The organism is Paraclostridium sp., assembly GCF_051657365.1.
Taxonomy (GTDB): Bacteria; Bacillota; Clostridia; order Peptostreptococcales; family Peptostreptococcaceae; genus Paraclostridium.
The window spans coordinates 40,493-63,054 of the sequence record NZ_JBOFKN010000205.1 but is presented as its reverse complement, the minus strand read 5'-3'; the positions used below and the strand labels follow the sequence as shown (position 1 = coordinate 63,054).

The 22,562-nt window shown below is 30.1% G+C and carries 20 protein-coding genes and 1 other RNA gene; all 21 read left to right on the top strand.

Annotated features, from left to right (window positions below):
- Nucleotides 1-22 precede the first annotated feature (22 nt).
- Entirely contained in the window at nucleotides 23-172 is a 150-nt protein-coding gene (locus tag ACRCYC_RS15915; protein WP_438620083.1) for a hypothetical protein, read from the top strand.
- Nucleotides 165-1,940 carry a sigma-54 interaction domain-containing protein gene (locus ACRCYC_RS15910; protein WP_438620082.1) on the top strand — a complete coding sequence of 592 codons (1,776 nt, stop codon included), beginning with the start codon at nucleotides 165-167 and terminating at the stop codon, nucleotides 1,938-1,940. Before ACRCYC_RS15915 ends, ACRCYC_RS15910 begins: the two co-directional genes overlap by 8 nt.
- A gap of 175 nt (nucleotides 1,941-2,115) precedes the next feature.
- Nucleotides 2,116-3,420: an L-cysteine desulfidase family protein gene (locus tag ACRCYC_RS15905; protein WP_438620081.1), complete on the top strand. Its 1,305-nt coding sequence runs from the start codon at nucleotides 2,116-2,118 to the stop codon at nucleotides 3,418-3,420.
- A gap of 75 nt (nucleotides 3,421-3,495) precedes the next feature.
- The gene (gene hpt, locus ACRCYC_RS15900; protein WP_438620080.1) at nucleotides 3,496-4,035 is read left to right on the top strand and encodes a hypoxanthine phosphoribosyltransferase; all 540 of its coding nucleotides are present in this window, start codon (nucleotides 3,496-3,498) and stop codon (nucleotides 4,033-4,035) included.
- A gap of 151 nt (nucleotides 4,036-4,186) precedes the next feature.
- The gene (locus ACRCYC_RS15895) at nucleotides 4,187-5,305 is read left to right on the top strand and encodes an amidohydrolase (RefSeq protein WP_438620079.1); all 1,119 of its coding nucleotides are present in this window, start codon (nucleotides 4,187-4,189) and stop codon (nucleotides 5,303-5,305) included.
- 72 nt (nucleotides 5,306-5,377) lie between these two features.
- Complete coding sequence (locus ACRCYC_RS15890) at nucleotides 5,378-5,632, top strand: small, acid-soluble spore protein, alpha/beta type (protein ID WP_438620078.1); 255 nt, start codon at nucleotides 5,378-5,380, stop codon at nucleotides 5,630-5,632.
- Nucleotides 5,619-6,365, top strand: a complete 747-nt coding sequence (locus ACRCYC_RS15885; protein ID WP_438620077.1) for a class I SAM-dependent DNA methyltransferase — start codon at nucleotides 5,619-5,621, stop codon at nucleotides 6,363-6,365. Before ACRCYC_RS15890 ends, ACRCYC_RS15885 begins: the two co-directional genes overlap by 14 nt.
- Before the next feature lie 34 nt (nucleotides 6,366-6,399).
- Nucleotides 6,400-7,281 (top strand): Hsp33 family molecular chaperone HslO, encoded by an 882-nt coding sequence (gene hslO / locus ACRCYC_RS15880; protein WP_438620076.1) that lies wholly within the window; start codon nucleotides 6,400-6,402, stop codon nucleotides 7,279-7,281.
- Between the two features lie 111 nt (nucleotides 7,282-7,392).
- Nucleotides 7,393-8,730 carry an RNA polymerase factor sigma-54 gene (gene rpoN, locus ACRCYC_RS15875; protein WP_438620075.1) on the top strand — a complete coding sequence of 446 codons (1,338 nt, stop codon included), beginning with the start codon at nucleotides 7,393-7,395 and terminating at the stop codon, nucleotides 8,728-8,730.
- Nucleotides 8,731-8,875: 145 nt separating this feature from the next.
- Nucleotides 8,876-9,898, top strand: coding sequence for a sugar-binding transcriptional regulator (locus tag ACRCYC_RS15870; protein ID WP_438620074.1), 1,023 nt, complete (start codon nucleotides 8,876-8,878; stop codon nucleotides 9,896-9,898).
- A gap of 63 nt (nucleotides 9,899-9,961) precedes the next feature.
- Entirely contained in the window at nucleotides 9,962-10,969 is a 1,008-nt protein-coding gene (gene gap, locus ACRCYC_RS15865) for a type I glyceraldehyde-3-phosphate dehydrogenase (RefSeq protein ID WP_438620073.1), read from the top strand.
- 154 nt (nucleotides 10,970-11,123) lie between these two features.
- The gene (locus ACRCYC_RS15860) at nucleotides 11,124-12,323 is read left to right on the top strand and encodes a phosphoglycerate kinase (RefSeq protein ID WP_438620072.1); all 1,200 of its coding nucleotides are present in this window, start codon (nucleotides 11,124-11,126) and stop codon (nucleotides 12,321-12,323) included.
- A 114-nt stretch (nucleotides 12,324-12,437) separates the two neighbouring features.
- A complete protein-coding gene (tpiA, locus tag ACRCYC_RS15855; protein ID WP_438620071.1) occupies nucleotides 12,438-13,184 on the top strand; it encodes a triose-phosphate isomerase in 747 nt (248 codons plus the stop codon).
- 12 nt (nucleotides 13,185-13,196) lie between these two features.
- The gene (gene gpmI / locus ACRCYC_RS15850; protein WP_438620070.1) at nucleotides 13,197-14,726 is read left to right on the top strand and encodes a 2,3-bisphosphoglycerate-independent phosphoglycerate mutase; all 1,530 of its coding nucleotides are present in this window, start codon (nucleotides 13,197-13,199) and stop codon (nucleotides 14,724-14,726) included.
- A gap of 108 nt (nucleotides 14,727-14,834) precedes the next feature.
- Nucleotides 14,835-16,127 carry a phosphopyruvate hydratase gene (eno, locus tag ACRCYC_RS15845; RefSeq protein WP_438620069.1) on the top strand — a complete coding sequence of 431 codons (1,293 nt, stop codon included), beginning with the start codon at nucleotides 14,835-14,837 and terminating at the stop codon, nucleotides 16,125-16,127.
- 305 nt (nucleotides 16,128-16,432) lie between these two features.
- On the top strand, nucleotides 16,433-16,654 hold the full coding sequence (gene secG / locus ACRCYC_RS15840; RefSeq protein ID WP_438620068.1) for a preprotein translocase subunit SecG: 222 nt from the start codon (nucleotides 16,433-16,435) through the stop codon (nucleotides 16,652-16,654).
- Nucleotides 16,655-16,863: 209 nt separating this feature from the next.
- A complete protein-coding gene (rnr, locus tag ACRCYC_RS15835; RefSeq protein ID WP_438620067.1) occupies nucleotides 16,864-19,002 on the top strand; it encodes a ribonuclease R in 2,139 nt (712 codons plus the stop codon).
- 444 nt (nucleotides 19,003-19,446) lie between these two features.
- Nucleotides 19,447-19,902, top strand: a complete 456-nt coding sequence (gene smpB, locus ACRCYC_RS15830) for an SsrA-binding protein SmpB (protein ID WP_438620066.1) — start codon at nucleotides 19,447-19,449, stop codon at nucleotides 19,900-19,902.
- Nucleotides 19,903-20,027: 125 nt separating this feature from the next.
- Nucleotides 20,028-20,380, top strand: a transfer-messenger RNA (tmRNA) gene (gene ssrA / locus ACRCYC_RS15825).
- Nucleotides 20,381-20,467: 87 nt separating this feature from the next.
- On the top strand, nucleotides 20,468-21,463 hold the full coding sequence (locus tag ACRCYC_RS15820; RefSeq protein ID WP_438620065.1) for a hypothetical protein: 996 nt from the start codon (nucleotides 20,468-20,470) through the stop codon (nucleotides 21,461-21,463).
- Between the two features lie 16 nt (nucleotides 21,464-21,479).
- Nucleotides 21,480-22,436 carry a DUF1848 domain-containing protein gene (locus tag ACRCYC_RS15815; RefSeq protein WP_438620064.1) on the top strand — a complete coding sequence of 319 codons (957 nt, stop codon included), beginning with the start codon at nucleotides 21,480-21,482 and terminating at the stop codon, nucleotides 22,434-22,436.
- Nucleotides 22,437-22,562 lie beyond the last annotated feature (126 nt).

Sequence of the window (22,562 nt, the reverse complement as noted above, 5' to 3'; positions counted from 1 at the left end):
TTTTGTTATAGGAGGAAGTTTTATGAATATAAATTATAATATGATAATTGTGGTTATGCTATTTGTAATATTGGTATCTATACAGTATACTTTAAATAAAATATATAGAACTCTTAATGAAATGAAAGTACTTATGTACAAAGATAGACTAAGGGATGGAAAACATGATTAATTTAAACTTTATAAAAAAAGATATACAAAACATAGCAGAAGCAATATCTTCTGTTTTAGAAATTGATGTAACTATAGTAGATTATAACTTGGTAAGAATCGCAGGAACTGGAACTTATTTTCATAAAATAGGTCAGCAATTAAAAGAATACTCAGCATTTAAGTATTCATTAACAACAAAAAGAGAATTAATAATAGAAGATCCAAAAAGTAATAAAATATGTAATGAGTGTTATAGTAGTGATGTTTGTAAAGAATTTGCTGAAGTGTGTTGTCCAATAATATATGATAATAAAGCATATGGTGTAATTGGATTAATTGCTTTTACTCAAAACCAAGCAGATGTAATTAAATTTAGGAAACAAGATTTAATGAACTTTTTGCACAAAATGGCAGATTTAATATCTAGTAAATTAAAAGCTGAAATAAAAACTTATGAAGTAGAACTAGAAAAGAAAAAGTTAGAAACTTTATTAGATAACATGGATAAAGCTGTAGTATCTTTAGATAAAGATGCAAATATAGAAAAATATAACCTGAAGTTCAAAGAAATTTTTGAGGTTAAAAAAGATATAATAGGGAGTTTTATAGGTGATGTGTTAAACTTTGCAAAAGATAATAATTTTAATAATACAAATAATGAAAAATCTTGTAGTTTTAGTTATACAGGTACTAACAAGGAATTTAAAGGAATATACAATATAAAACCTATTATTTTGAATGAAGAACTTAAAGGGTATGTACTAGACTTTATAGATAAAGTAGATGCAATAAAAAACTATAATAAAATAAGTAATGCACATAGGATATTTTTAGATAATATAATTGGAAATAGTTATGCTATAAATAAAGCTAAAGACGAAGCTTTAATGGCATCGAAAACAAGCTCTACAGTTTTAATAACGGGAGAAAGTGGTACTGGTAAAGAACTATTTGCGAGGGCTATTCATAACCATAGTAAACGATCAGGAAATCCTTTTATAGCTATTAACTGTGCGGCTATACCAGATAATTTGCTTGAAAGTGAGTTGTTTGGATATGAAGAGGGAGCTTTTACAGGTGCAAAAAAAGGTGGAAGTTTAGGAAAATTTGAATTAGCTGATAAAGGAAGCATATTCTTAGATGAGATAGGTGATATGAGTCTACATCTACAAGCTAAATTACTTAGGGTTCTACAAGAAAAAGAAGTAGACAAAATAGGTGCTAAGCATAATGTTTCTATAGATGTTAGAATAATTGCAGCAACTAATAAAGATTTAGAGGATATGGTTAAAAAAGGTACATTTAGAGAAGATTTATATTATAGATTAAATGTAATACCTGTAGTTTTACCTACTTTAAGACAAAGAAAAAATGACATACATTTGCTTATAGAATATATGATAAAAGAATATTCTAGTAAATTAAATAAAAATGTTGAAGATGTAGATTTTCAAGCTCTAGAATATTTATGCGATTATAGTTGGCCTGGAAATATTCGAGAATTACAAAATATAATAGAATATAGTGTTAATAGATGTGAAGGTAAAACTATAACATTAGATAACATACCAAACAGAGTTAAAAGCATAGATAAGAATGAAGAAATATCCTTAAATTCAAATGACCATGTATACACTTTAGATGAATTAGAAAAACATGAGATACTAAAAGCACTAGAAAAATATAAAGAGTATAAAAAAGATAAAGATTTAGCAGCAAAAGCTTTAGGTATATCTAGAGCTACACTCTATAGAAAACTAGAAAAGTATAAAATAGTCTCAAAATGATACTTAATCTCATTTTGAGACTATTTTTTTTCAAAATGAGATTATAATGATAAAAAATTAATTTACTTTTTTCAAAATATAGCGTTTTCAATGCTTTAAAAAACATTTATTTTTGGCATGATTTTTGCTTTATAGATAAGGTATAAATATTATAGTTATCTAGGAGGAGAGTAAAATGAAAAATTTACAAACAAAATTAGTTAATATATTAAGAGCGGAAGTTAAACCAGCATTAGGATGTACAGAGCCAGTTGCAGTAGCATTAGCATGTGCTAAAGCGAAAGAAACATTAGGTGAAGAAGTAGTAAAATGTACAATAGGACTTAGCCCAAATGTATACAAAAACGGTATGTGCGTAGGAATACCAGGAACTGAAAGATTAGGACTAAAAATATCTGCAGCAATGGGTCTTATAGGTGGAAAATCAGAAAATGGATTAAGAGTATTAGAAACATTAACTACTGATGATGTTAAAGTGGCAGAAAGTTTTATGGATAATAATGAAGTAAATATATCACCAATAGATACAGATGAAAAAGTATATATAGAAGTTTTATTAGAAGGTGAAAACAATACTGCTAAAGTTGTTATAAGAACTAAGCATGACAATATAGTACTTGTTGAAAAAAATGAAGATGTATTAGTAAATGAAGAGGTAGTTGAAGTTGCAGCAACATCATCTGAGCCTAAAGAAAATATACTAGATACAATAACTATAAAAGAAATAGTAGAAGCTATGGAAACTGTAGATTTTGAAGAAATTAAATTCTTATTAGATGGAATAACTATGAATGAAGAGATAGCTAAGTACGGATTAAATGAAAAAGTTGGAGTAGGGGTAGGATTTGGTATAAAGAAATCTATGGAAGCTGGATTATTAGGTGATGACTTAATGAACTATACAATGATGATAACAGCAGCTGCATCAGATGCTAGAATGGCAGGAGTTAAATTACCAGTTATGAGTTCAAACGGAAGTGGTAACCATGGTATAACAGCTATACTTCCAATAGTTGCATATAACAATAAATTCCCTCAAACAGAAGAAAGATTAGCTAGATCATTAGCTATATCTCACCTATTAACAGCATATGTTAAAAACTACACAGGAAGATTATCTGCAGTATGTGGATGTGGAGTTGCAGCAAGTATAGGAGCTACATCTGGATTATCTTGGTTAATGGGATGTACTGAGACTCAAATAGAAGGTGCAATAGAAAATATGGTAGCCAATTTAAGTGGTATGATATGTGATGGAGCTAAAGCTGGATGTGCATTAAAACTTGCATCAGCAGCATCAGCAGCGGTACAAAGTGCTATAATAGCTAAACAAGATTGTATAGTTCCTCCAATGAACGGAATAGTTGGAACTGGAGCAGAGCAAAGTATACAAAACTTAGGTAGAGTAAGTGATAAAGGTATGACTACAACAGATAAGGTTATAATAAGTGTAATGGACGATATGAATAAAGCTAATTAATATCTGTCTAAACCGTTGCAAAATTAAGAAATCTCTTATAAAATGGATATAACATTAAATGACGGAGGTTGCAAGATGGATATAGAAACTAAAAAATGGGAAGTATTATGTTCAGAAGAACAAATACAAGAAAGACTAAAAGAGTTAGGTGCACAATTATCTAAAGACTATGAAGGTAAAAAACTAATGGTTATATCTTTATTAAAAGGAAGCTTTATATTCTGTGCAGACTTAGTAAGACATATAACAGTACCTGTTAAAATAGGATTTATGACTACTTCAAGTTATGGTCACGGTGAAAACAGTACTGGTCAAGTAAATATGGTAGCAGACATAAGTGATGATATAGAAGGATATGATGTTTTAGTTGTAGATGATATAACTGATACAGCACTTACTATGAACTTTGTTATGGGTCATTTAAAAACTAAAAACCCAGCTAGTATAAAATGTTGTGTTCTTTTAGATAAACCAAGTAGAAGAAAAGTAGAATTAGTTCCTAATTACTGCGGATTTGAAATAGAAGATAAATTCGTTGTTGGATATGGATTAAACTACGGAGATTACTATAGAAACGTACCTTACGTATTCAATGTTACTAACGAAGATAGATAATAAAAAAGATTGGATTAATCCAATCTTTTTTTTATGCAAAAAAAGCATTAATAGCAATGATTTTTTAAAACTTAAGCATTAATAACAATACCAAGTATATATATATTGGGTATAATTAAAAATATACAAATTGTTATTAAAGGAGAGTTTTATGAACAAAATATGTAATATAAAAGAATCGATGAAAAATAATAGAAAAGAATTACATGTACTAGCAGAAATTGGGCATAAAGAATTTAAGACTAGTAATTATATAAAAAATTATTTAAAAAACATAGGTGTAGAATTTGAACAATATTTAGATACAGCAGTTGTAGGAATTATAAAAGGTAAAAATCCTACTAAAACTATAGCTTTTAGATCTGATATGGATGCCCTTACTATGGGGGAGAAAGCTATGCATTTATGCGGTCACGATGGACATATGAGTATATTATTAGGATTAGTAACATACTTAAATGAACAAAGGGAAAACTTAATAGATAATATAGTATTTATATTCCAACCAGCAGAAGAAGGTCCTGGAGGAGCGGAACCATTAATAAAAGCAGGAATAGTTGAAAAATACAATATAGATGAAATTTATGGGCTTCATATATACCCAGAAATACCAGAAGGATATGTAGGAACAAGACCGAATTATTTCTTAGCTCAAGTCGGTGAACTAGATATTGATATAACTGCAAAAAGTGGCCATGGAGCTATGCCACAAAATGGAATAGATGGAATAGTATTAGCTTCTAGTTTTATAGGAAGTTTACAAACAATAGTATCAAGAAATATTAGTCCATTAGACAATGCAGTACTTACTGTTGGAAAAATGTATGGAGGTACTAGAAGAAATATAATAGCTGAAAATATTAGAATAGAAGGAACTATAAGAGCTTTTAAACCAGAGGTTTATGAAACTATCAAGGAACGAGTTAGGGAGCTAGCAAAGGGATATGAAGTAGCTTATAATTGCAAGATAGATGTTGAAATAAGAGATGATTATCCGGCTGTTAATAATAATGAAACTTTGTATGAAGAATTTGAAGCAGCTATAGGGAATGAAAAGCTTATAAAACTAGAACCTATAATGATATCTGAAGATTTTTCATTCTATCAACAAGTAATACCAGGGTTATTTTTCATGCTAGGTGCTAAAAATGAAGATAAAGGTTTTGTGAATGGACTTCATAGTGTAAACTTTAACTTTGATGAAAGCATATTAGGAAATGCATTGGACGTTTATATAAAACTATTAAAACATAAAAAATCTTTATTATAATACTAAACCACTCCTTATTTTGTATAAATTTTTTGCATATGACAAAAATACAAAATAAAGGAGTGATTTTTAATGAACGATAAAAAAATTGATATAAATAAACCAAGAGCTAAAAGCTCTAGCCATAAAAAGAAAATATTGACAGATGATGATATAATGAAATATGAGATAGCCTCAGAACTTGGGCTAATGGACAAGGTTTCTGAGATTGGATGGGGAGGTTTGACTGCTAAAGAAGCAGGGCGTATAGGTGGTATGCTAACATCCCGTAAGAAACAAAAGAAAAAAAAGGAAAAGGAAGACAACGAAAACGATGAATCAGTATAAAGACTTCGCATTTGTGTATGATGAACTTATGAATGATGTTGATTATGACAAATGGGTTAAATATATAGAAGATACAATAAAAAATGAAGATGTAAAAGTTAAAAATATATTAGAATTAGCTTGTGGTACAGGAAATGTAACTATACCTTTGGCTAAAAAAGAATATGATATAGCAGGTATAGATATATCTGAAGAAATGCTAAGTGTAGCAAAAGAAAAAGCTGAAAAGCAAGGGATAGAATTAGTATTATTACAACAAGACATAGCAGAATTAGATTTTGACATAACTGGATTAGACTGTGTTTTATGTGCTTGCGATGGATTTAACTATATAACTTATGATGATGAATTACAAAATGTATTTGATACTACGTATGAACTATTAAAAGAAGATGGATTATTTATGTTTGATATAAGTTCATATTATAAACTTGCTAATATATTAGGTGGAAATATATATGGTGAAAATAGAGAAGAAGTATCATACTTATGGCAAAACTATTTTGATGATGAAGAAAATTTATTAGAGATGGAATTAGCATTCTTTATAAAAGATGAAGATGGCAGATATGATAAATTTGAAGAAGTTCACCAACAAAGAGCATATACAGAAGAAGAAATAATGGAAATGCTTCAAAGTGCTGGATTTAAGCATATAAAAGTATATGGCGACTTTACATTTAATAAACCAAATGAAGAATCAGAGAGAATATTCTTTGTTTGTAAAAAATAGACAACACTAGTTTAAGATGATTGGAGGAATATATATGAAGGATTATGTTATAAGAGCAACAGCTGGGGATGGACAAGTAAGAGCATTTGTTGCAAATACTAGAGAAATGGTAGAAAAAGCTAGAGAATTTCATAAAACAACTAAAGTTGCAACTGCTGCTTTAGGAAGAACTCTTACAGTAACATCTATGATGGGTCTTATGATGAAAAATGACGGAGATAAATTAACTGTCATAATAAAAGGTGGAGGACCTATAGGAAGTATATTAGCAACATCTAACTCTAAAGGAATAGTAAAAGGATATGTAGACAATCCAAATGTTGTAGTTGAAGACTATCCAAATGGAAAATTAAATGTTGCGGCTGCTGTAGGAACAGAAGGAACAGTTAGAGTAACTAAAGACTTGGGATTAAGAGAACCATATAATGGATCATATCCTATAGTTAGTGGGGAAATAGCTCAGGATTTAACTTATTACTTTGCTTTATCGGAGCAAACTCCATCAGTAGTAGCTTTAGGCGTATTAACTAAAGAAGATGAAGTTGAGTATGCAGGAGGATTTATAGTTCAACTAATGCCAGATGCTGTTGAAGAAACGATAGCAACATTAGAAGCTAATGTTGCAAAATTAGATTCTGTAACTAGTATGTTAAAGGATGGAAAAACTCCTGAAGACATACTTGAAATAGTACTTGATGGATTAAACCCTCAAATATTAGATAAGTGTGAAGTAGGTTTTGAATGTGAATGTTCTAAAGAAAGAGTAGAAGGTGTCTTAATATCTATAGGAAAAGATCAGGTAGCTGAAATAATAGAAGAAGACAAACAAGCTGAGATAGGATGCCAATTCTGTAATACAAAATATGTATTTAATGAAGAGGAACTAAAGGCTATATTAGATAAAATGAACATGTAATAAAATATTAAATAAAACCCTTTTGCATAAGTGTTATACCAAGTGGTAGAATATATTCATGCAAAAGGGTTTTTAGTTTGAAATAATACATAAAGTGAGGTGAAAAAATTTATGAACTTTAATAATAGGTTGGAGTTGACACAGTCTCAAAAGCTAGTTATGACAACACAGTTAAAACAATCTTTAGCAATACTTAATATGAGTAAAATGGAACTAGAAGAAGAAATAAAAAAAGAAGCAGAAGAAAATCCATTATTAGATGTTGAACGTAGAGAAGAAATAAATTGGGAAGCCTATATAAAAGATATGGATAATGGATATAAAAGAGAAGTTAATTATAATCCAGATAATGACTTTAATTTTGAAAATATGGTAAAAGAAGAAACTAATATATATGAATATTTAAATCTTCAAATAGGATTGTATAAACTTACCAAAATAGAACGAGAAGTTTGTAATTATATAATAGATAGTTTAGATGAAGATGGATATTTAAGAGTATCAGAAGCGTCAATAATTAGTGAACTAAATGTAGAAAGTTCTACATTTGAGAACTGCTTATACAAAATTCAACAGTTAGATCCAGTTGGTGTAGGAGCTAGAAATTTAGTTGAATGTTTAATAATACAAGCAAAAAACCAAGGTGTTTATGATGAAGAATTAATAAATATAATAAAAGAAGATTTGGATTTAATAGCTTTAAATAAGGTAAAAGAAATTAGTAAAAAACATAAAATATCAATGCAAAGATGTATAAATTTAGTTAATAAAATAAAGCAGTTAGATCCCAAACCAGGGAAGATGTGTTGTAGTGAGAAAACGATATATGTTCAGCCTGATGTTATAGTTGAAAAAATAGATAGTGAATTTATAGTATGTATGAATGAAAAAGATTCATATATGTTGAAAATAAACAATTTTTATAAAGAAGTACTTAAAAATTCATCTTCAGATAATGAAGCAAAAGACTTTATAAAATCAAAATTAAACTCTGCAACACATTTAGTTAAAAATATACAAAGTAGAAATCATACCGTTCTTAAAATAGCAGAGTCTATAGTTTCGTATCAGCAAGATTTTTTTAATAAAGGACCACAATTTATAAAGCCATTAAAATTAAAAGACATAGCTCAAATTATAGAGTGCCATGAATCGACAGTAAGTAGAGGTGTAAATGGAAAATACATGTTAACACCTTTTGGATTATATGAATTTAAATATTTTTTCAGTAGTGGAATTGAGACTACAAATGATGAAATGACATCAAGCACAAGTATAAAAAAGATTATAAAGGAAACAATAAAAGGGGAAAATAAGAAGAAACCATTAAGTGATGAGCACTTATCTAAGATATTAAAAGAGAGTGGAATTTCAGTGGCTAGAAGGACTGTAGCTAAGTACAGGGAAGAGCTTCAGATACCTTCATCTAGTAAGAGAAGGGAATATTAAAATAAATAAATATAAAAAAATTTTAAAAAGTATTGAAATTAATAAGGATTTCCTATAAAATGAAATTAACTTGTGGGACTAAAAAGTAAACAAGGGACAAAAAAAGTCCCTATGACATTGATTAATATTGAAGGAGCAAGTCTTAATGAATAATTTAATTGATATGCAAAAGAAATTAATTCCACAGGTAATAGAACTTATGGAAAGAAGATATTCGATCCTAAGACAAATATCTTTAAGTGAACCAATAGGAAGACGTACATTATCAAATATGCTAGAAATTAGCGAAAGAATAGTAAGATCTGAAACTGAAATTTTGAAAGAACAAAATCTAATAAATGTAGCGGTATCAGGAATGACGGTTACAGAAGAAGGATTAGAGCTTTTAGAACAGTTAAAAGATGTTATGAATGAGGTTATGGGTCTTTCAAAGCTACAACATAAAGTTAAGGAAAAGCTGGGAATAAAGAAAGTTATAGTAGTTCCTGGTAACTTTGAGAAAAATGAAAGCTTGTTAAAAGATGTTGCTAAACAAGGTGCTGAGTATTTTTTAAGTATTTTAAAAGATACAAACATAGTATCAATAACAGGTGGAAGCACTATGTTAGAATTTGCAAACAGTTTAAAAAGCGATAAAAAATATCATCAAACAACTATCGTACCTGCAAGAGGCGGAGTTGGAAAAGATGTAGAAACTCAATCAAACAATATTGTAGCTATTGTAGGAAAAAAATTAGGAGCACATTACAAATTACTTCATGTACCAGATGAATTAGGTGTAGAAGCGATGAAAACGCTTAGTTTAGAACCTGATATAAACAAAACACTAAATTATGTATTAAATACAGACATACTTGTCTTTGGAATCGGAAGAGCAGATGAAATGGCTACTAGAAGAAAACTACCAAAAGAACAAGTTGAAGAAATATTAGCTAAAGGAGCTGTAGGAGAAGCCTTTGGATATTATTTCAATAAAAATGGTGAAATAGTATATGAATTAAACACTGTAGGAATTAAACTAGAAACATTTAAATCTGTGAAAAATAATATAGCAATATTTGCAGGAGCAAGTAAAGCTGAAGCAGTTACTGCAATTTCAAAGGTTAATGAAAATATGATTATTGTTACAGATGAAGAAAGTGCTTATAAAATATTAGAAATAAATTAATTAATTAATAACTAGCTAAAGCTAGCTAAATATACACACATTTACTTTAGGGAGGCAAATACAATGGTTAAAGTAGCAATTAATGGATTTGGAAGAATAGGTAGATTAGCTCTAAGAAGATTAATGGAGCAAACAGATAAATTTGAAGTAGTAGCAATAAATGACTTAACAGATGCTAAGACATTAGCTCACTTATTCAAATATGATTCAGCTCAAGGAAGATTCAACGGTGAAATAGAAGTTAAAGAAGGAGCTTTCGTAGTTAACGGACAAGAAATAAAAGTTACTGCTGAAAGAAACCCTCAAGACTTACCTTGGAAAGAATTAAATGTTGATATAGTATTAGAATGTACTGGATTCTTCACTTCTCAAGAAAAAGCTGGTCTTCACTTAGAAGCTGGAGCTAAGAAAGTTGTTATATCTGCACCTGCAACAGGAGATTTAAAAACAGTAGTATACAACGTTAACCATGATATATTAGATGGTAGTGAAACAGTTATATCAGGAGCTTCTTGTACAACTAACTGTTTAGCACCAATGGCTAAAACTTTAAATGATAAGTTCGGATTACAAAAAGGATTTATGACTACTATACATGCATATACTAATGACCAAAATACTTTAGATGGCCCTCATGCTAAAGGTGATTTAAGAAGAGCTAGAGCTGCTGCTGCAAACATAGTTCCTAACACTACAGGAGCTGCAAAAGCTATAGGTTTAGTTATACCAGAATTAAAAGGTAAATTAGACGGAGGAGCTCAAAGAGTTCCAGTTATAACTGGTTCTTTAACTGAATTAGTTTGTACATTAGATAAAAATGTAACTGTAGAAGAAATAAATGAAGCAATGAAAGCTGCATCTAATGAATCTTTCGGATATACTGAAGAGCCTTTAGTATCTACAGATATAATAGGAATAGAATTCGGTTCATTATTTGATGGAACTCAAACAAAAGTTATGGAAGTAAACGGACAACAATTAGTTAAAGTTACTTCTTGGTATGACAATGAAATGTCTTACACTTCTCAATTAATAAGAACTTTAGGATACTTCGCTAACTTAGCTAAGTAATTCAAATAAAATAACAGGCTTCACAAAAGTCCGGGTTTGTAGTTTAACACTACGGGCTCCGGATTTTTTTATAAATGTGATACACTTTTTACGGGAAAAAGTCAGAAATATGATATACTAAATAGTGAAAACTATTTCGAGAGGAGATATGACCATGTCAATGCTTAATAAAAAAACAATAGAAGATATAAATGTGTGTGGTAAGAAAGTTTTAGTAAGATGTGACTTCAATGTACCTTTAAAGGATGGAGTTATAACTGATGAAAATAGATTAAACGGAGCTATGCCTACTATAAAATATTTAGTAGATAACGGAGCGAAAGTTATATTATGTTCTCACCTAGGAAAACCAAAAGGTGAAGCTAAGCCTGAATTATCTTTAGCACCAGTAGCTAAAAGATTATCTGAAATGTTAGGTAAAGAGGTTGTATTTGCAGCTGACGAAAACGTTGTAGGAGAAAATGCAAAAGCTGCTGTAGCTAAGATGGAAAACGGTGATGTAATATTACTTGAAAATACTAGATACAGAAAAGAAGAAACTAAAAATGAAGAAAACTTCTCTAAAGAGTTAGCTTCATTAGCTGAAATATTCGTAAATGATGCATTCGGAACTGCTCATAGAGCTCACTGTTCAACAGTTGGTGCTGGTGAATTTTTAAATGAAAGAGCTTGCGGATATTTAATACAAAAAGAATTAAAGTTTTTAGGTGAAGCAGTAGCTAATCCTGTAAGACCTTTCACTGCAATATTAGGAGGAGCTAAAGTTTCTGATAAGATAGCAGTTATAAATGAATTATTAGAAAAAGTAGATAACCTAATAATAGGTGGAGGAATGGCTTATACATTCTTAAAAGCTCAAGGTTATGGAATAGGAACTTCTTTAGTAGAAGAAGATAAAGTTGAATATGCTAAAGAGATGATGGATAAAGCAAAAGCTAAAGGTGTTAATTTATTATTACCAGTAGACAATGCTGTTTCTGATAAATTTGCTGATGTTACTCCAGTTATAACTGAAGATGCAAATATACCAGAAGGATTCATGGGACTTGATATAGGACCTAAAACAATAGAAGAGTATGTAAATACAGTAAACGCTTCTAAAACAATAGTATGGAATGGACCAATGGGAGTATTTGAATTTAAAAACTTCGCAAGTGGAACATTAGCTGTTGCTAAAGCTATGGCAGCTTTAAATGATGCTACTACAGTAATAGGTGGAGGAGACTCTGCTGCAGCTGTTAACCAATTAGGATTTGGAGATAATATGACTCACGTTTCAACAGGTGGAGGAGCTTCTCTTGAATTCTTAGAAGGTAAGGAATTACCAGGTATAGTAGCTTTAGATAACAAATAATAAAAAATAGTTACCAATAATTTTAAAATAGATGCTTTGTGGTAGTATAACTACCAAAGCTACCATAAAGCAAAAAACTACTATAAAGATTTTATAGTAATGGAGGATATAAAAATGAGAAAACCTATAATAGCAGGAAACTGGAAAATGCACAAAACTATAGCTGAAGCTGTAGAGTTTGTTGATCAAATAAAAGGAAAAGTAAACAACACAGATGTAGAAGCAGTTATATGTGCTCCTTTTACTTTATTAAAAGATTTAAAGGAAGCAACAAAAGGAACTGATATAAAAATAGGTGCTCAAAATATGCACTATGCAGATAACGGAGCATTCACAGGAGAAATATCTGCACCTATGTTAAATGAGTTAAACATAGACTACGTAGTATTAGGACATTCTGAAAGAAGAGAATACTTCAATGAAACTAACGAAACAGTTAACAAAAAAGTATTAAAAGCTTTAGAATCTGGAATAGATCCAATATTATGTATAGGTGAAACTTTAGAAGAAAGAGAAGCAAATAAAACTAAAGATAAATGTAGAGTACAAGTAGAAAAAGGTTTAGAAAACGTATCTAAAGATGATATGAAAAAAGTTGTTATAGCATACGAGCCAATATGGGCTATAGGAACTGGAAAAACTGCAACAGCTGAAGAAGCTAACGATGTAATAGCATATGTTAGAGAAGTTGTTAAAGGATTATACGGAGAAGAAATATCAGAAGAAGTAAGAATACAATACGGCGGAAGTGTTAAACCTGCTAATGTATCTGAAATAATGAACCAAACTGATATAGATGGAGCTTTAGTTGGTGGAGCTAGTTTACAACCTGCTGACTTTACAGAGCTTGTTAATTTCTAAGGAGTGAAATACATGAAAAAACCAGTAGCATTAATAATAATGGACGGTTTCGGTTGTAGTGAAATAAAGATGGGAAATGCAGTAGCAAGTGCTAATACTCCTAACTTAGATAAACTAAACGAAAACTACCCTCATACTTTAATAAAAGCTAGTGGTCTTGATGTTGGTCTTCCAGATGGACAAATGGGTAACTCAGAAGTAGGGCACACTAACATCGGAGCAGGAAGAATAGTATATCAAGATTTAACTAGAGTTAGTAAAGCAATAGAAGATGGAGATTTATTCCAAAACGAAGTTTTACTAGAAGCTATGAAAAATGGAAAAGAACATGCACTTCATTTAATGGGATTATTATCTGATGGTGGAGTTCATTCACATATAGACCATTTAAAAGCTTTAATAAAAATGGCTAAAGATAATGGTGTTGAAAATGTATATGTTCATGCATTCACAGATGGTAGAGACACAGCTCCAAAGAGTGCTCTAACTTATATCGAAGATGTAGAAAATTACATGAAAGAATTAGGTGTTGGTAAATTTGCATCAGTATCAGGAAGATACTATGCTATGGATAGAGATAAAAGATGGGAAAGAATACAATTAGCTTATGAAGCTATGGTTGATGGTAAAGGTGAAACTGCGACTTCTGCAAAAGAAGCAGTAGAAAAAGCTTATGCTGAAGATAAAACAGATGAATTCGTACTACCAACTGTAATAGTTGAAAATGATAAGCCAGTAGGCATTATAAAAGAAAATGACTCTATAATATTTGGAAACTTTAGACCAGATAGAGCAAGACAAATAACTAGAGCATTAGTATGTGATGAATTTGTTGGATTTGAAAGACCTTGTATGAAAACTTACTTTGTTTGTTTAACTACATATGACATAACTATAAAGAATGTACACGTAGCATTTAAGCCACAAAGTTTAGAAAATACATTAGGAGAGTATTTAGCTAAAAACGGTAAAACTCAATTAAGAGCTGCTGAAACAGAAAAATACGCTCATGTTACTTTCTTCTTCAATGGTGGAGTAGAAGATCCAAACAAAGGTGAAGAAAGATTATTAGTACCATCTCCAAAGGTTGCAACTTATGATTTACAACCTGAAATGAGTGCTGATGAATTAACTGAAAAAATATTAAAAGCTATAGATGAAGATAAATATGACTTTATAGTACTTAACTACGCTAACCCAGATATGGTAGGACATACTGGAGTTGTTGAAGCTGCAGTTAAAGCTGTAGAAGAAGTAGATAAGTGTGTTGGTCAAGTTACAGCTAAAATATTAGAAAAAGGTGGAGTTTCTTTAATAACTGCAGACCACGGTAATGCAGAGCTTATGAAAGATCCTGAAACTAAAACTACTATTACAGCTCACTCAACTAACCCAGTACCATTTATAGTAGTAGGTGATGAATATAAATCAGCTAAGCTTAAAGAAGATGGAAGATTATCTGATATAGCACCTACAGTTTTAGACTTAATGAATATAGAAAAACCAGAAGAAATGACGGGAACTTCATTAATAGAAAAGTAATTTAAATATTACAAATTTTTACCAAAAATAAACTATGTTTTACGAAAAATATAATATAATATAAATATATATTAACTTTAATATATAAACTTGAAAGGAGACATAATTATGTCATTAATCGATTTAGTATACGCTAGAGAAGTATTAGATTCAAGAGGAAACCCAACTGTAGAGGTTGAAGTAGTATTAGAAAGTGGATCAACTGGTAGAGCTATAGTTCCATCAGGAGCATCAACAGGAGCTTTCGAAGCAGTTGAGTTAAGAGATGGAGATAAAGGTAGATACTTAGGAAAAGGTGTTGAAAAGGCAGTTGACAATGTTAACGAAATAATAGCACCTGAATTAGAAGGTATGGATGCAACTGACCAACCTGGAATAGATGGATTATTAATAGAATTAGATGGAACTCCAAACAAAGGTAAATTAGGAGCAAACGCTATATTAGGTGTTTCTATGGCTGTAGCTAGAGCTGCTGCTGAAGAAGTTGGACTACCTTTATTCCAATACATAGGTGGAGTAAATGCTAAACAATTACCAGTTCCAATGATGAACATAATAAACGGTGGAGAGCATGCTGATAATAACGTAGACGTTCAAGAGTTCATGATATTACCAGTTGGAGCTAAGTCTTTCAGAGAAGCTTTAAGAATGGGTGCAGAAGTATTCCACTCTTTAAAGAAAGTTTTAGCTGATAACGGATTAGCTTGTGGTGTTGGTGATGAGGGTGGATTCGCTCCAAACTTAAACTCTAACAGAGCTGCTTTAGAATTAATAGTTGATGCTATATCAAAAGCTGGATACGAGCCAGGAAAAGACGTTATGTTAGGATTAGACGTTGCTGCTACAGAAATGTACAACAAAGAAACTAAAAAATATGTTTTAGCTGGAGAAGGTAAAGAGTTAACTGCTGAGCAAATGGTTGACTTATACGAAGATTGGGCTAACAACTTCCCTATAGTAACAATAGAAGATGGATTAGATGAAGAAGATTGGGCTGGATGGAAAGTATTAACTGAAAGATTAGGAAACAAATTACAATTAGTTGGAGACGACTTATTTGTTACTAATACTGAAAGATTAGAAAGAGGAATAGAAGCTGGTGTTGCTAACTCTATATTAGTAAAAGTTAACCAAATAGGTACTTTAACTGAAACTTTAGATGCTATAGAAATGGCTAAGAGAGCTGGATACACTGCAGTTATATCTCATAGATCAGGAGAAACAGAAGATACTACAATAGCTGACTTAGCAGTAGCTGTAAATGCTGGTCAAATAAAAACTGGTGCTCCATCAAGAACTGATAGAGTTGCTAAATACAATCAATTATTAAGAATAGAAGAAATGATAGGTGAACCTGCTAGATACTGTGGATTAAATTCTTTCTACAACTTAAAGAAATAATTCCAATAAACAAATAAATGCTTATAAAGGGTCTTAGTTTTTACTAAGGCTCTTTATTTTTTAAAAATTCAATTTAGATATGACAAAATAGAATAGTATTAAATAATAATCGTCACGATAACGGGAATAGTAATAGCAGGATAAGCTAATATAGGTATAGGTAAACTTCTTATATTGAAAACTAATGAATGGATTTTAGGGTATAATAATATAAAGAAGATTGGCTTTATAGCTTGAAGGTAGCATATTATTGTGCTACACTAAACTTATGTTAAATTAGAGATTATAAATGTAGGAGGATAACCATGGCTAATGTTTTAATGGGATTACAAATTGTATTATCGATCGTTTTAGTAATCAGTATATTACCACAAGACACAAAAAGTGCTGTACCTACTGAATTCGGTGGAGAAGGAACACAAAGCTATTTCAAGCCAAAAGGAAAAGAAGCTTTCTTAGGAAGAGTAACAAAAATAACTTCAGTATTATTTTTCTTAAATGCAATAGCTTTACTTTTAATTAAATAATAAAAATTAAATTTATTTAAACATAAGATGACAATTACGAAAATCGTAATTGTTTTTTATTTATAACAAAAATTTACCAAACAAACCAAATAATGATATAATTTAGAAATAGTTAATATATGTGTAATTTATATAAATAAAATGGGAAAAATATTTCATAAATGCATACAATGAATTAATAAATAAATAAAAAAATGAGGAGGCACAAAATGGGCGAAGAGCTAAAGCAAAGATTAATCGGACTTATATCAGAAGAAGCGTACAATCCTCTAAAAAGAGAAGAATTAGCAGTTATATTTGATATACACCATACAGAAATGCCAATGTTTTATAACTTTTTAGATGAGTTGGTAGAAGGCGGATATTTAATTCTTACTAAAAAAGGAAAATATACGTCACCAAACCAGATGGGACTTTTTGTAGGGAAGTTAATATCTCATAAAAAAGGATTTGGATTTGTAGAATCTGATGAAGAATACAAACAAGATTTATTTATACCTGCTGACAGTTTAAACGGGGCTATGCACAATGATAGAGTAATAGCAGAGATAACGGCACCAGCAACAGATGAAAGAAGAGCAGAAGGTAAAATAGTAAAGGTAGTAGAAAGAGCTATAACAGATGTAGTAGGAACTTTCCAAGATAGTAAAAACTTCGGATTTGTTTTACCAGACAACAAGAAGTTTAATAAAGATATATTCGTACCTAAGAAATTTTTCAATGGTGCAAAATCAAATGATAAAGTTGTTTGTAGAATAACTCAATGGCCAACTGAAGATAGAAAGCCAGAAGGAAAAATAATAGAAGTAATAGGACAAAAAGGTGAAAGATATGTAGAGATTACTTCTGTAATTAGAGAACATGGATTACCAGAAGAGTTTCCTAAAAAGGTATTAGATGAAGCTGAAAAAGTTGCTATTGAAATACCACAAGAAGAAATAGATAGAAGATTAGACATAAGAGATATGAATATATTTACTATAGATGGTGAAGATGCTAAGGATTTAGATGATGCTGTATCTATAGAGTTATTACCTAATGGAAACTATAAGTTAGGAGTTCATATAGCTGATGTAACTCATTATGTAAAAGAAAAAAGTAAGTTAGATAAAGAAGCTTTAAAAAGAGCTACTTCTGTTTATTTAGTTGATAAGGTTATACCTATGTTACCTAAGACTTTATCTAATGGAGTATGTAGTTTAAATCCTTTTGAGGATAAACTTACATTATCTGTGTTTATGGAAATAAACAGTAAAGGTGAAGTTATTAAGCATGATATAAAGGAAACTATTATAAATTCAAAAGCTAGAATGACTTATACTGAGGTATCTGATATTCTTGAAAATGATGATGATAAACTTAAAAAGACTTTTGCTAATGTAGTAGATGATTTTTATAACTCTGAAAAATTAGCTAGGATATTAATGCAAAGAAGAAAGAAACGTGGAGCTATAGATTTTGATTTCCCAGAAGCTAAGATAATATTAAATGGTGATGGGGATGTTGTTGATATAAAACAATACGAGAGAAGAATTTCTAATAAGATAATAGAAGAGTTCATGTTAATAACTAATGAAACTGTAGCTGAGCATTTCTTCTGGTTAAATATGCCGTTTATGTATAGAGTTCATGAGACTCCTGCACTTGAGAAGATAGAGACTTTAAATAAGTTTATTGCTACTTTTGGTTATGTTATTAAGGGTGATTTAGAAGGTGTTCATCCAAAAGAACTTCAAAAGATTATAGAACAAATTCATGGTAAGACTGAAGAGAAAGCGATAAGTACTATTATGTTACGTTCTTTAAGGCAAGCTAGATATTCACCTGAGTGTGTAGGTCACTTTGGGTTAGCTGCCCAGTATTACTCTCACTTTACTTCTCCTATAAGAAGATATCCTGATTTACAAATCCATAGAATTATAAAAGAGTTTTTAAATGGTAAGATAAATCAGAAGAGACAAGATCAGTTAGCTCAGATTGTTGATTATGCTTCTACTCAGTCTTCTGAGAAGGAAAGAGCTGCAGAACTTGCTGAAAGAGATGTTAAGGATATTTATAAGTGTAGATATATGGAAGATAAGGTTGGAGAAGAGTTTGTAGGTATTATTTCTAGTGTTACTTCTTTTGGTATGTTTATTGAACTTGAGAATACTGTTGAAGGTTTAGTTAGACTTGCTGATATGAGCGATGATTATTATAACTTTGATGAGAGTACTTTTACTATTTTAGGTGAGAGAACTAAGAAGTTATATAGAATTGGTGATGTTGTTAAGATTAAGGTTGATAAGGTTAATACTGACTTTAAAGAGATAGATTTTAAACTTTTAGGCAAAGTTGAAGAAGAGTAGTTAGTTACTTGTTGGCGAGGGTTTGAATGGTTGTTTCCTTCACACAAATACCTGAGTAACGGTATTTAAGTGTTTCGTCAACAACCATTCAAACCCTCGCTTTTTGTAATCTAACTTTTGGGAAGAGAAAAGAGAAAGAGATTAAAAGAGATTAAAAAAGAGTAGAAAATTAATGAAAATAAAAGGATATTAAAATTTAAAGTTATTTTTAAATTATTTTAAAATAATATTTGATTTATGTGTTGTTAAAGATTTTATTTGGGTATTAATTATATTAAGATGATAAGTATTGATTATGTGTAATATATATTGTGTTATTACATATAATATTATTAAATCTAGTTTATGCTTTGATTTGCTGGTATTTACTAAGTATTGACTATTATGGTTGTATATGGTATATTTTAAGGTAATTAATGAAGGATAAGGATAAGAGGTGATTGTATGGCAGGTGTTAAGGTTTTAGCTACTAATAGAAAGGCTAGACATGAGTATTTTATAGAAGAGACTTATGAGTGTGGTATCGAGTTAAAGGGTACTGAGGTTAAGTCTATTAGACAAGGTAAGCTTAACTTGGCTGAGGGTTATGCTTCTGTTGATAATTCAGAGGTGTTTTTAAAGCAGGTTCATATAAGTCCATACGAGCAAGGTAACATTTTTAATGTTGATCCTCTTAGAGTTAGAAAGTTGTTACTTCATAAGTCTGAGATTAGAAAGCTTATTGGGGCTACGACTATTAAGGGTTATGCTTTGATTCCTTTAAGTGTTTATCTGAAAAATGGTAAAGTTAAGGTAGAGATTGCTTTGGCTAAAGGAAAGAAATTATATGATAAACGTCAAGATTTAGCTAAGAAAGATGCTAGTAGACGTATTGAAAGAGAGATGTCTGGTAGATACTAGATATAATTCCAACGAGATAGTATTGCTTTTGTTTAACAAAAGTTTTATTATATATATAACAACTAAATAGTATTAATGGTGAAAAAAGTTTGCGAAAATAAGTCTCATGACTATAAAACTACCACGGGGGCGTAATGGTTTCGACGTGGGTTTGGCACTTGAGGCTGCGTGTCGTGTTACTCTGGGTCACGTAAAAACTGGGGAACTTAAAACAAACGCAAACGATAATTACGCAATAGCAGCTTAATTGACTGCTCGTCCCGCCTAAGCCCTCCTGCCGGCTAGGCCTGGACGTCATCTATGCAGGGAACTACTTTCGGGGTGTCTCGACTGGACAGTAGATTAATCGGGACTGGTCAAATACATAGATTGCCACTGGGCTATGTATGCGACGAGAACTAAAATCAGACGGCTACGCACGTAGATGCAGCGAGGAAAAGACTTGCGGACAGGGGTTCGACTCCCCTCGTCTCCACCATTGAAATCCACGAAAAGCTATTGAGAATAAAATCAATAGCTTTTTTAGTGAGTTTACATAAAATTATTTTAGAATGGGGGAAGTAAATTGATAAATGTAAACAAAGGGTTATATGAGTATATACACAGTGAAATGGGGGCTGAATATTATCAAAATCATAATGATGTTATGGTTAATATTGATAATGATTTTGAGCAAAATTTAAAATATTTAGGTACATATTTTCCTAGAAGTTTCAAAGAAGCATATGTTATATATAGTAATATATTTTCTAATAGTAATATATATAATGAATTTTTATTAAAAGATACAATTAATATATTAGATATAGGATCAGGTACAGGTGGAAACTTATTAGGACTATTACAAGTTATATGTGAAATGTTTGAAAATAAAGAAATCAATATTGTTTCAATCGATGGAAATGAAAGTGCATTAGATGTACAAAAAAAATTAATTGAAAATATGGGTAGCTTTATAAAATTAAATAGCAATGAAATAAAGTGTGAGCTATACACAATAAAATTCGAAAACAAAGAGGATATAGAATCTGAAATTGAAAAGATATTAGATCATGAATCTATAGATATTTTACAATCATTTAAATTTTTAAATGAATTATATAATATAAATTTTTCTAAAAATAAAGGGTCATATAAAGTTATTTTAGATATAGGAGAAAAATATTTAAAAAGAAATGGGTTACTTTGTTTAGTAGATGTGACAAGTAGAGTAGGAAATCGAGAGTTTATGTCAATAATAATAAATACTGAATGTAGAGAATACTTCAAAAGTACTAATTCTGATTTGAAATACATAATTCCGGTATGCTGTGCATTTAATCACGATGATTGTGTAAGACATAATACATGTTTTTCAAGGTATGAAATAAATACAAGTTATAGACGATGGAGTGATGTATCTAAAATTAGCTATAAATTATTTATAAAAAAGTCATTAGGGGAGTTTGTATTAGATGATATTTATAAAGGTTGCTGTGATGAAACTGAAAATTGTCACTGTTTAAACATCACCGTTAATAATAATTGTACTAAACTAAGTAGCCAACCATATTGTTTGTAAAGAGGAGTGTATACATATGATAGTAAGTGTAAGTAGAAGGACGGATATACCGGCATTTTATAGTGATTGGTTTTTTAATAGATTAAAAGAAGGATTTGTATATGTAATAAATCCAATGAACTTAAAGCAAGTAAGTAAAATAGAGATTACACCAGAAAAAGTTGATTGTTTTATATTTTGGACAAAAGATGCTACACCTATGATTGATAGGTTAGATGAATTAAGAGATTATAATTACTATTTTCAATATACGATAACATCATACGGAAAAGATGTAGAAAAGGGAATTTTAGATAAGAAAAGAGTAATAGAATCTTTTAAAAAATTATCTGAGGAGATAGGTAAAGATAAAGTAATACTTAGATATGATCCAATATTATTAAGTGAAAAATATAGTATTGACTATCATTGTAAAGCATTTGATAAATTATGTTCTCAGCTAAAAGGATATACCGATAAATGTGTAATAAGTTTTGTAGATTTATATAAAAAAACTGAGAGAAATACAAAAGAGTTAGATTTAATTCCTATGGGTATGGATCAAATAAAAGAAATTTCTAAACAACTATCTTCAATAGCTATAAAGTATGATATATCAATAGAAACATGTTCGGAAGTATATGATTTAACTGAATTTGGAATTAATAAAGGGAAATGTATAGATGATAATTTAGTATCTAAGGTAATAGGATATGAAATAAATGTTAAAAAAGATGATACACAAAGAGATGTATGTGGATGTGTTAAGAGTGTAGATATAGGTCAATATAACACATGCAGACACCACTGTTTATATTGTTATGCAAATTTCAACTATAATCAAGTCGAAGATAATTATAAACTTCACAATAAAAACAATCCTTTATTAATAGGTGAAGTAAGAGAAGATGCTAAAATAACAATAAGAGATATGAAGTCAATTAAAGGTATCAAAAGAGGCGAGAAACAGATTAGTATATTTGATAATATTTAAATAAAATTAAAAATCAAAAGAGGAATTAATGTATTATTATTTTGAAGGCATATTATGCATGTTAAGTAAAAGTAAATATTTGGAATTGATTATTTTTATGTTATAATACTTGTATGTCTTTAGGAG

Coding starts and splice junctions, on each gene's coding strand:
- ACRCYC_RS15915 (WP_438620083.1), top strand. CDS start 23: ATGAATATAAATTATAATATGATAATTGTGGTTATGCTATTTGTAATA.
- ACRCYC_RS15910 (WP_438620082.1), top strand. CDS start 165: ATGATTAATTTAAACTTTATAAAAAAAGATATACAAAACATAGCAGAA.
- ACRCYC_RS15905 (WP_438620081.1), top strand. CDS start 2,116: ATGAAAAATTTACAAACAAAATTAGTTAATATATTAAGAGCGGAAGTT.
- hpt (WP_438620080.1), top strand. CDS start 3,496: ATGGATATAGAAACTAAAAAATGGGAAGTATTATGTTCAGAAGAACAA.
- ACRCYC_RS15895 (WP_438620079.1), top strand. CDS start 4,187: ATGAACAAAATATGTAATATAAAAGAATCGATGAAAAATAATAGAAAA.
- ACRCYC_RS15890 (WP_438620078.1), top strand. CDS start 5,378: ATGAACGATAAAAAAATTGATATAAATAAACCAAGAGCTAAAAGCTCT.
- ACRCYC_RS15885 (WP_438620077.1), top strand. CDS start 5,619: ATGAATCAGTATAAAGACTTCGCATTTGTGTATGATGAACTTATGAAT.
- hslO (WP_438620076.1), top strand. CDS start 6,400: ATGAAGGATTATGTTATAAGAGCAACAGCTGGGGATGGACAAGTAAGA.
- rpoN (WP_438620075.1), top strand. CDS start 7,393: ATGAACTTTAATAATAGGTTGGAGTTGACACAGTCTCAAAAGCTAGTT.
- ACRCYC_RS15870 (WP_438620074.1), top strand. CDS start 8,876: ATGAATAATTTAATTGATATGCAAAAGAAATTAATTCCACAGGTAATA.
- gap (WP_438620073.1), top strand. CDS start 9,962: ATGGTTAAAGTAGCAATTAATGGATTTGGAAGAATAGGTAGATTAGCT.
- ACRCYC_RS15860 (WP_438620072.1), top strand. CDS start 11,124: ATGTCAATGCTTAATAAAAAAACAATAGAAGATATAAATGTGTGTGGT.
- tpiA (WP_438620071.1), top strand. CDS start 12,438: ATGAGAAAACCTATAATAGCAGGAAACTGGAAAATGCACAAAACTATA.
- gpmI (WP_438620070.1), top strand. CDS start 13,197: ATGAAAAAACCAGTAGCATTAATAATAATGGACGGTTTCGGTTGTAGT.
- eno (WP_438620069.1), top strand. CDS start 14,835: ATGTCATTAATCGATTTAGTATACGCTAGAGAAGTATTAGATTCAAGA.
- secG (WP_438620068.1), top strand. CDS start 16,433: ATGGCTAATGTTTTAATGGGATTACAAATTGTATTATCGATCGTTTTA.
- rnr (WP_438620067.1), top strand. CDS start 16,864: ATGGGCGAAGAGCTAAAGCAAAGATTAATCGGACTTATATCAGAAGAA.
- smpB (WP_438620066.1), top strand. CDS start 19,447: ATGGCAGGTGTTAAGGTTTTAGCTACTAATAGAAAGGCTAGACATGAG.
- ACRCYC_RS15815 (WP_438620064.1), top strand. CDS start 21,480: ATGATAGTAAGTGTAAGTAGAAGGACGGATATACCGGCATTTTATAGT.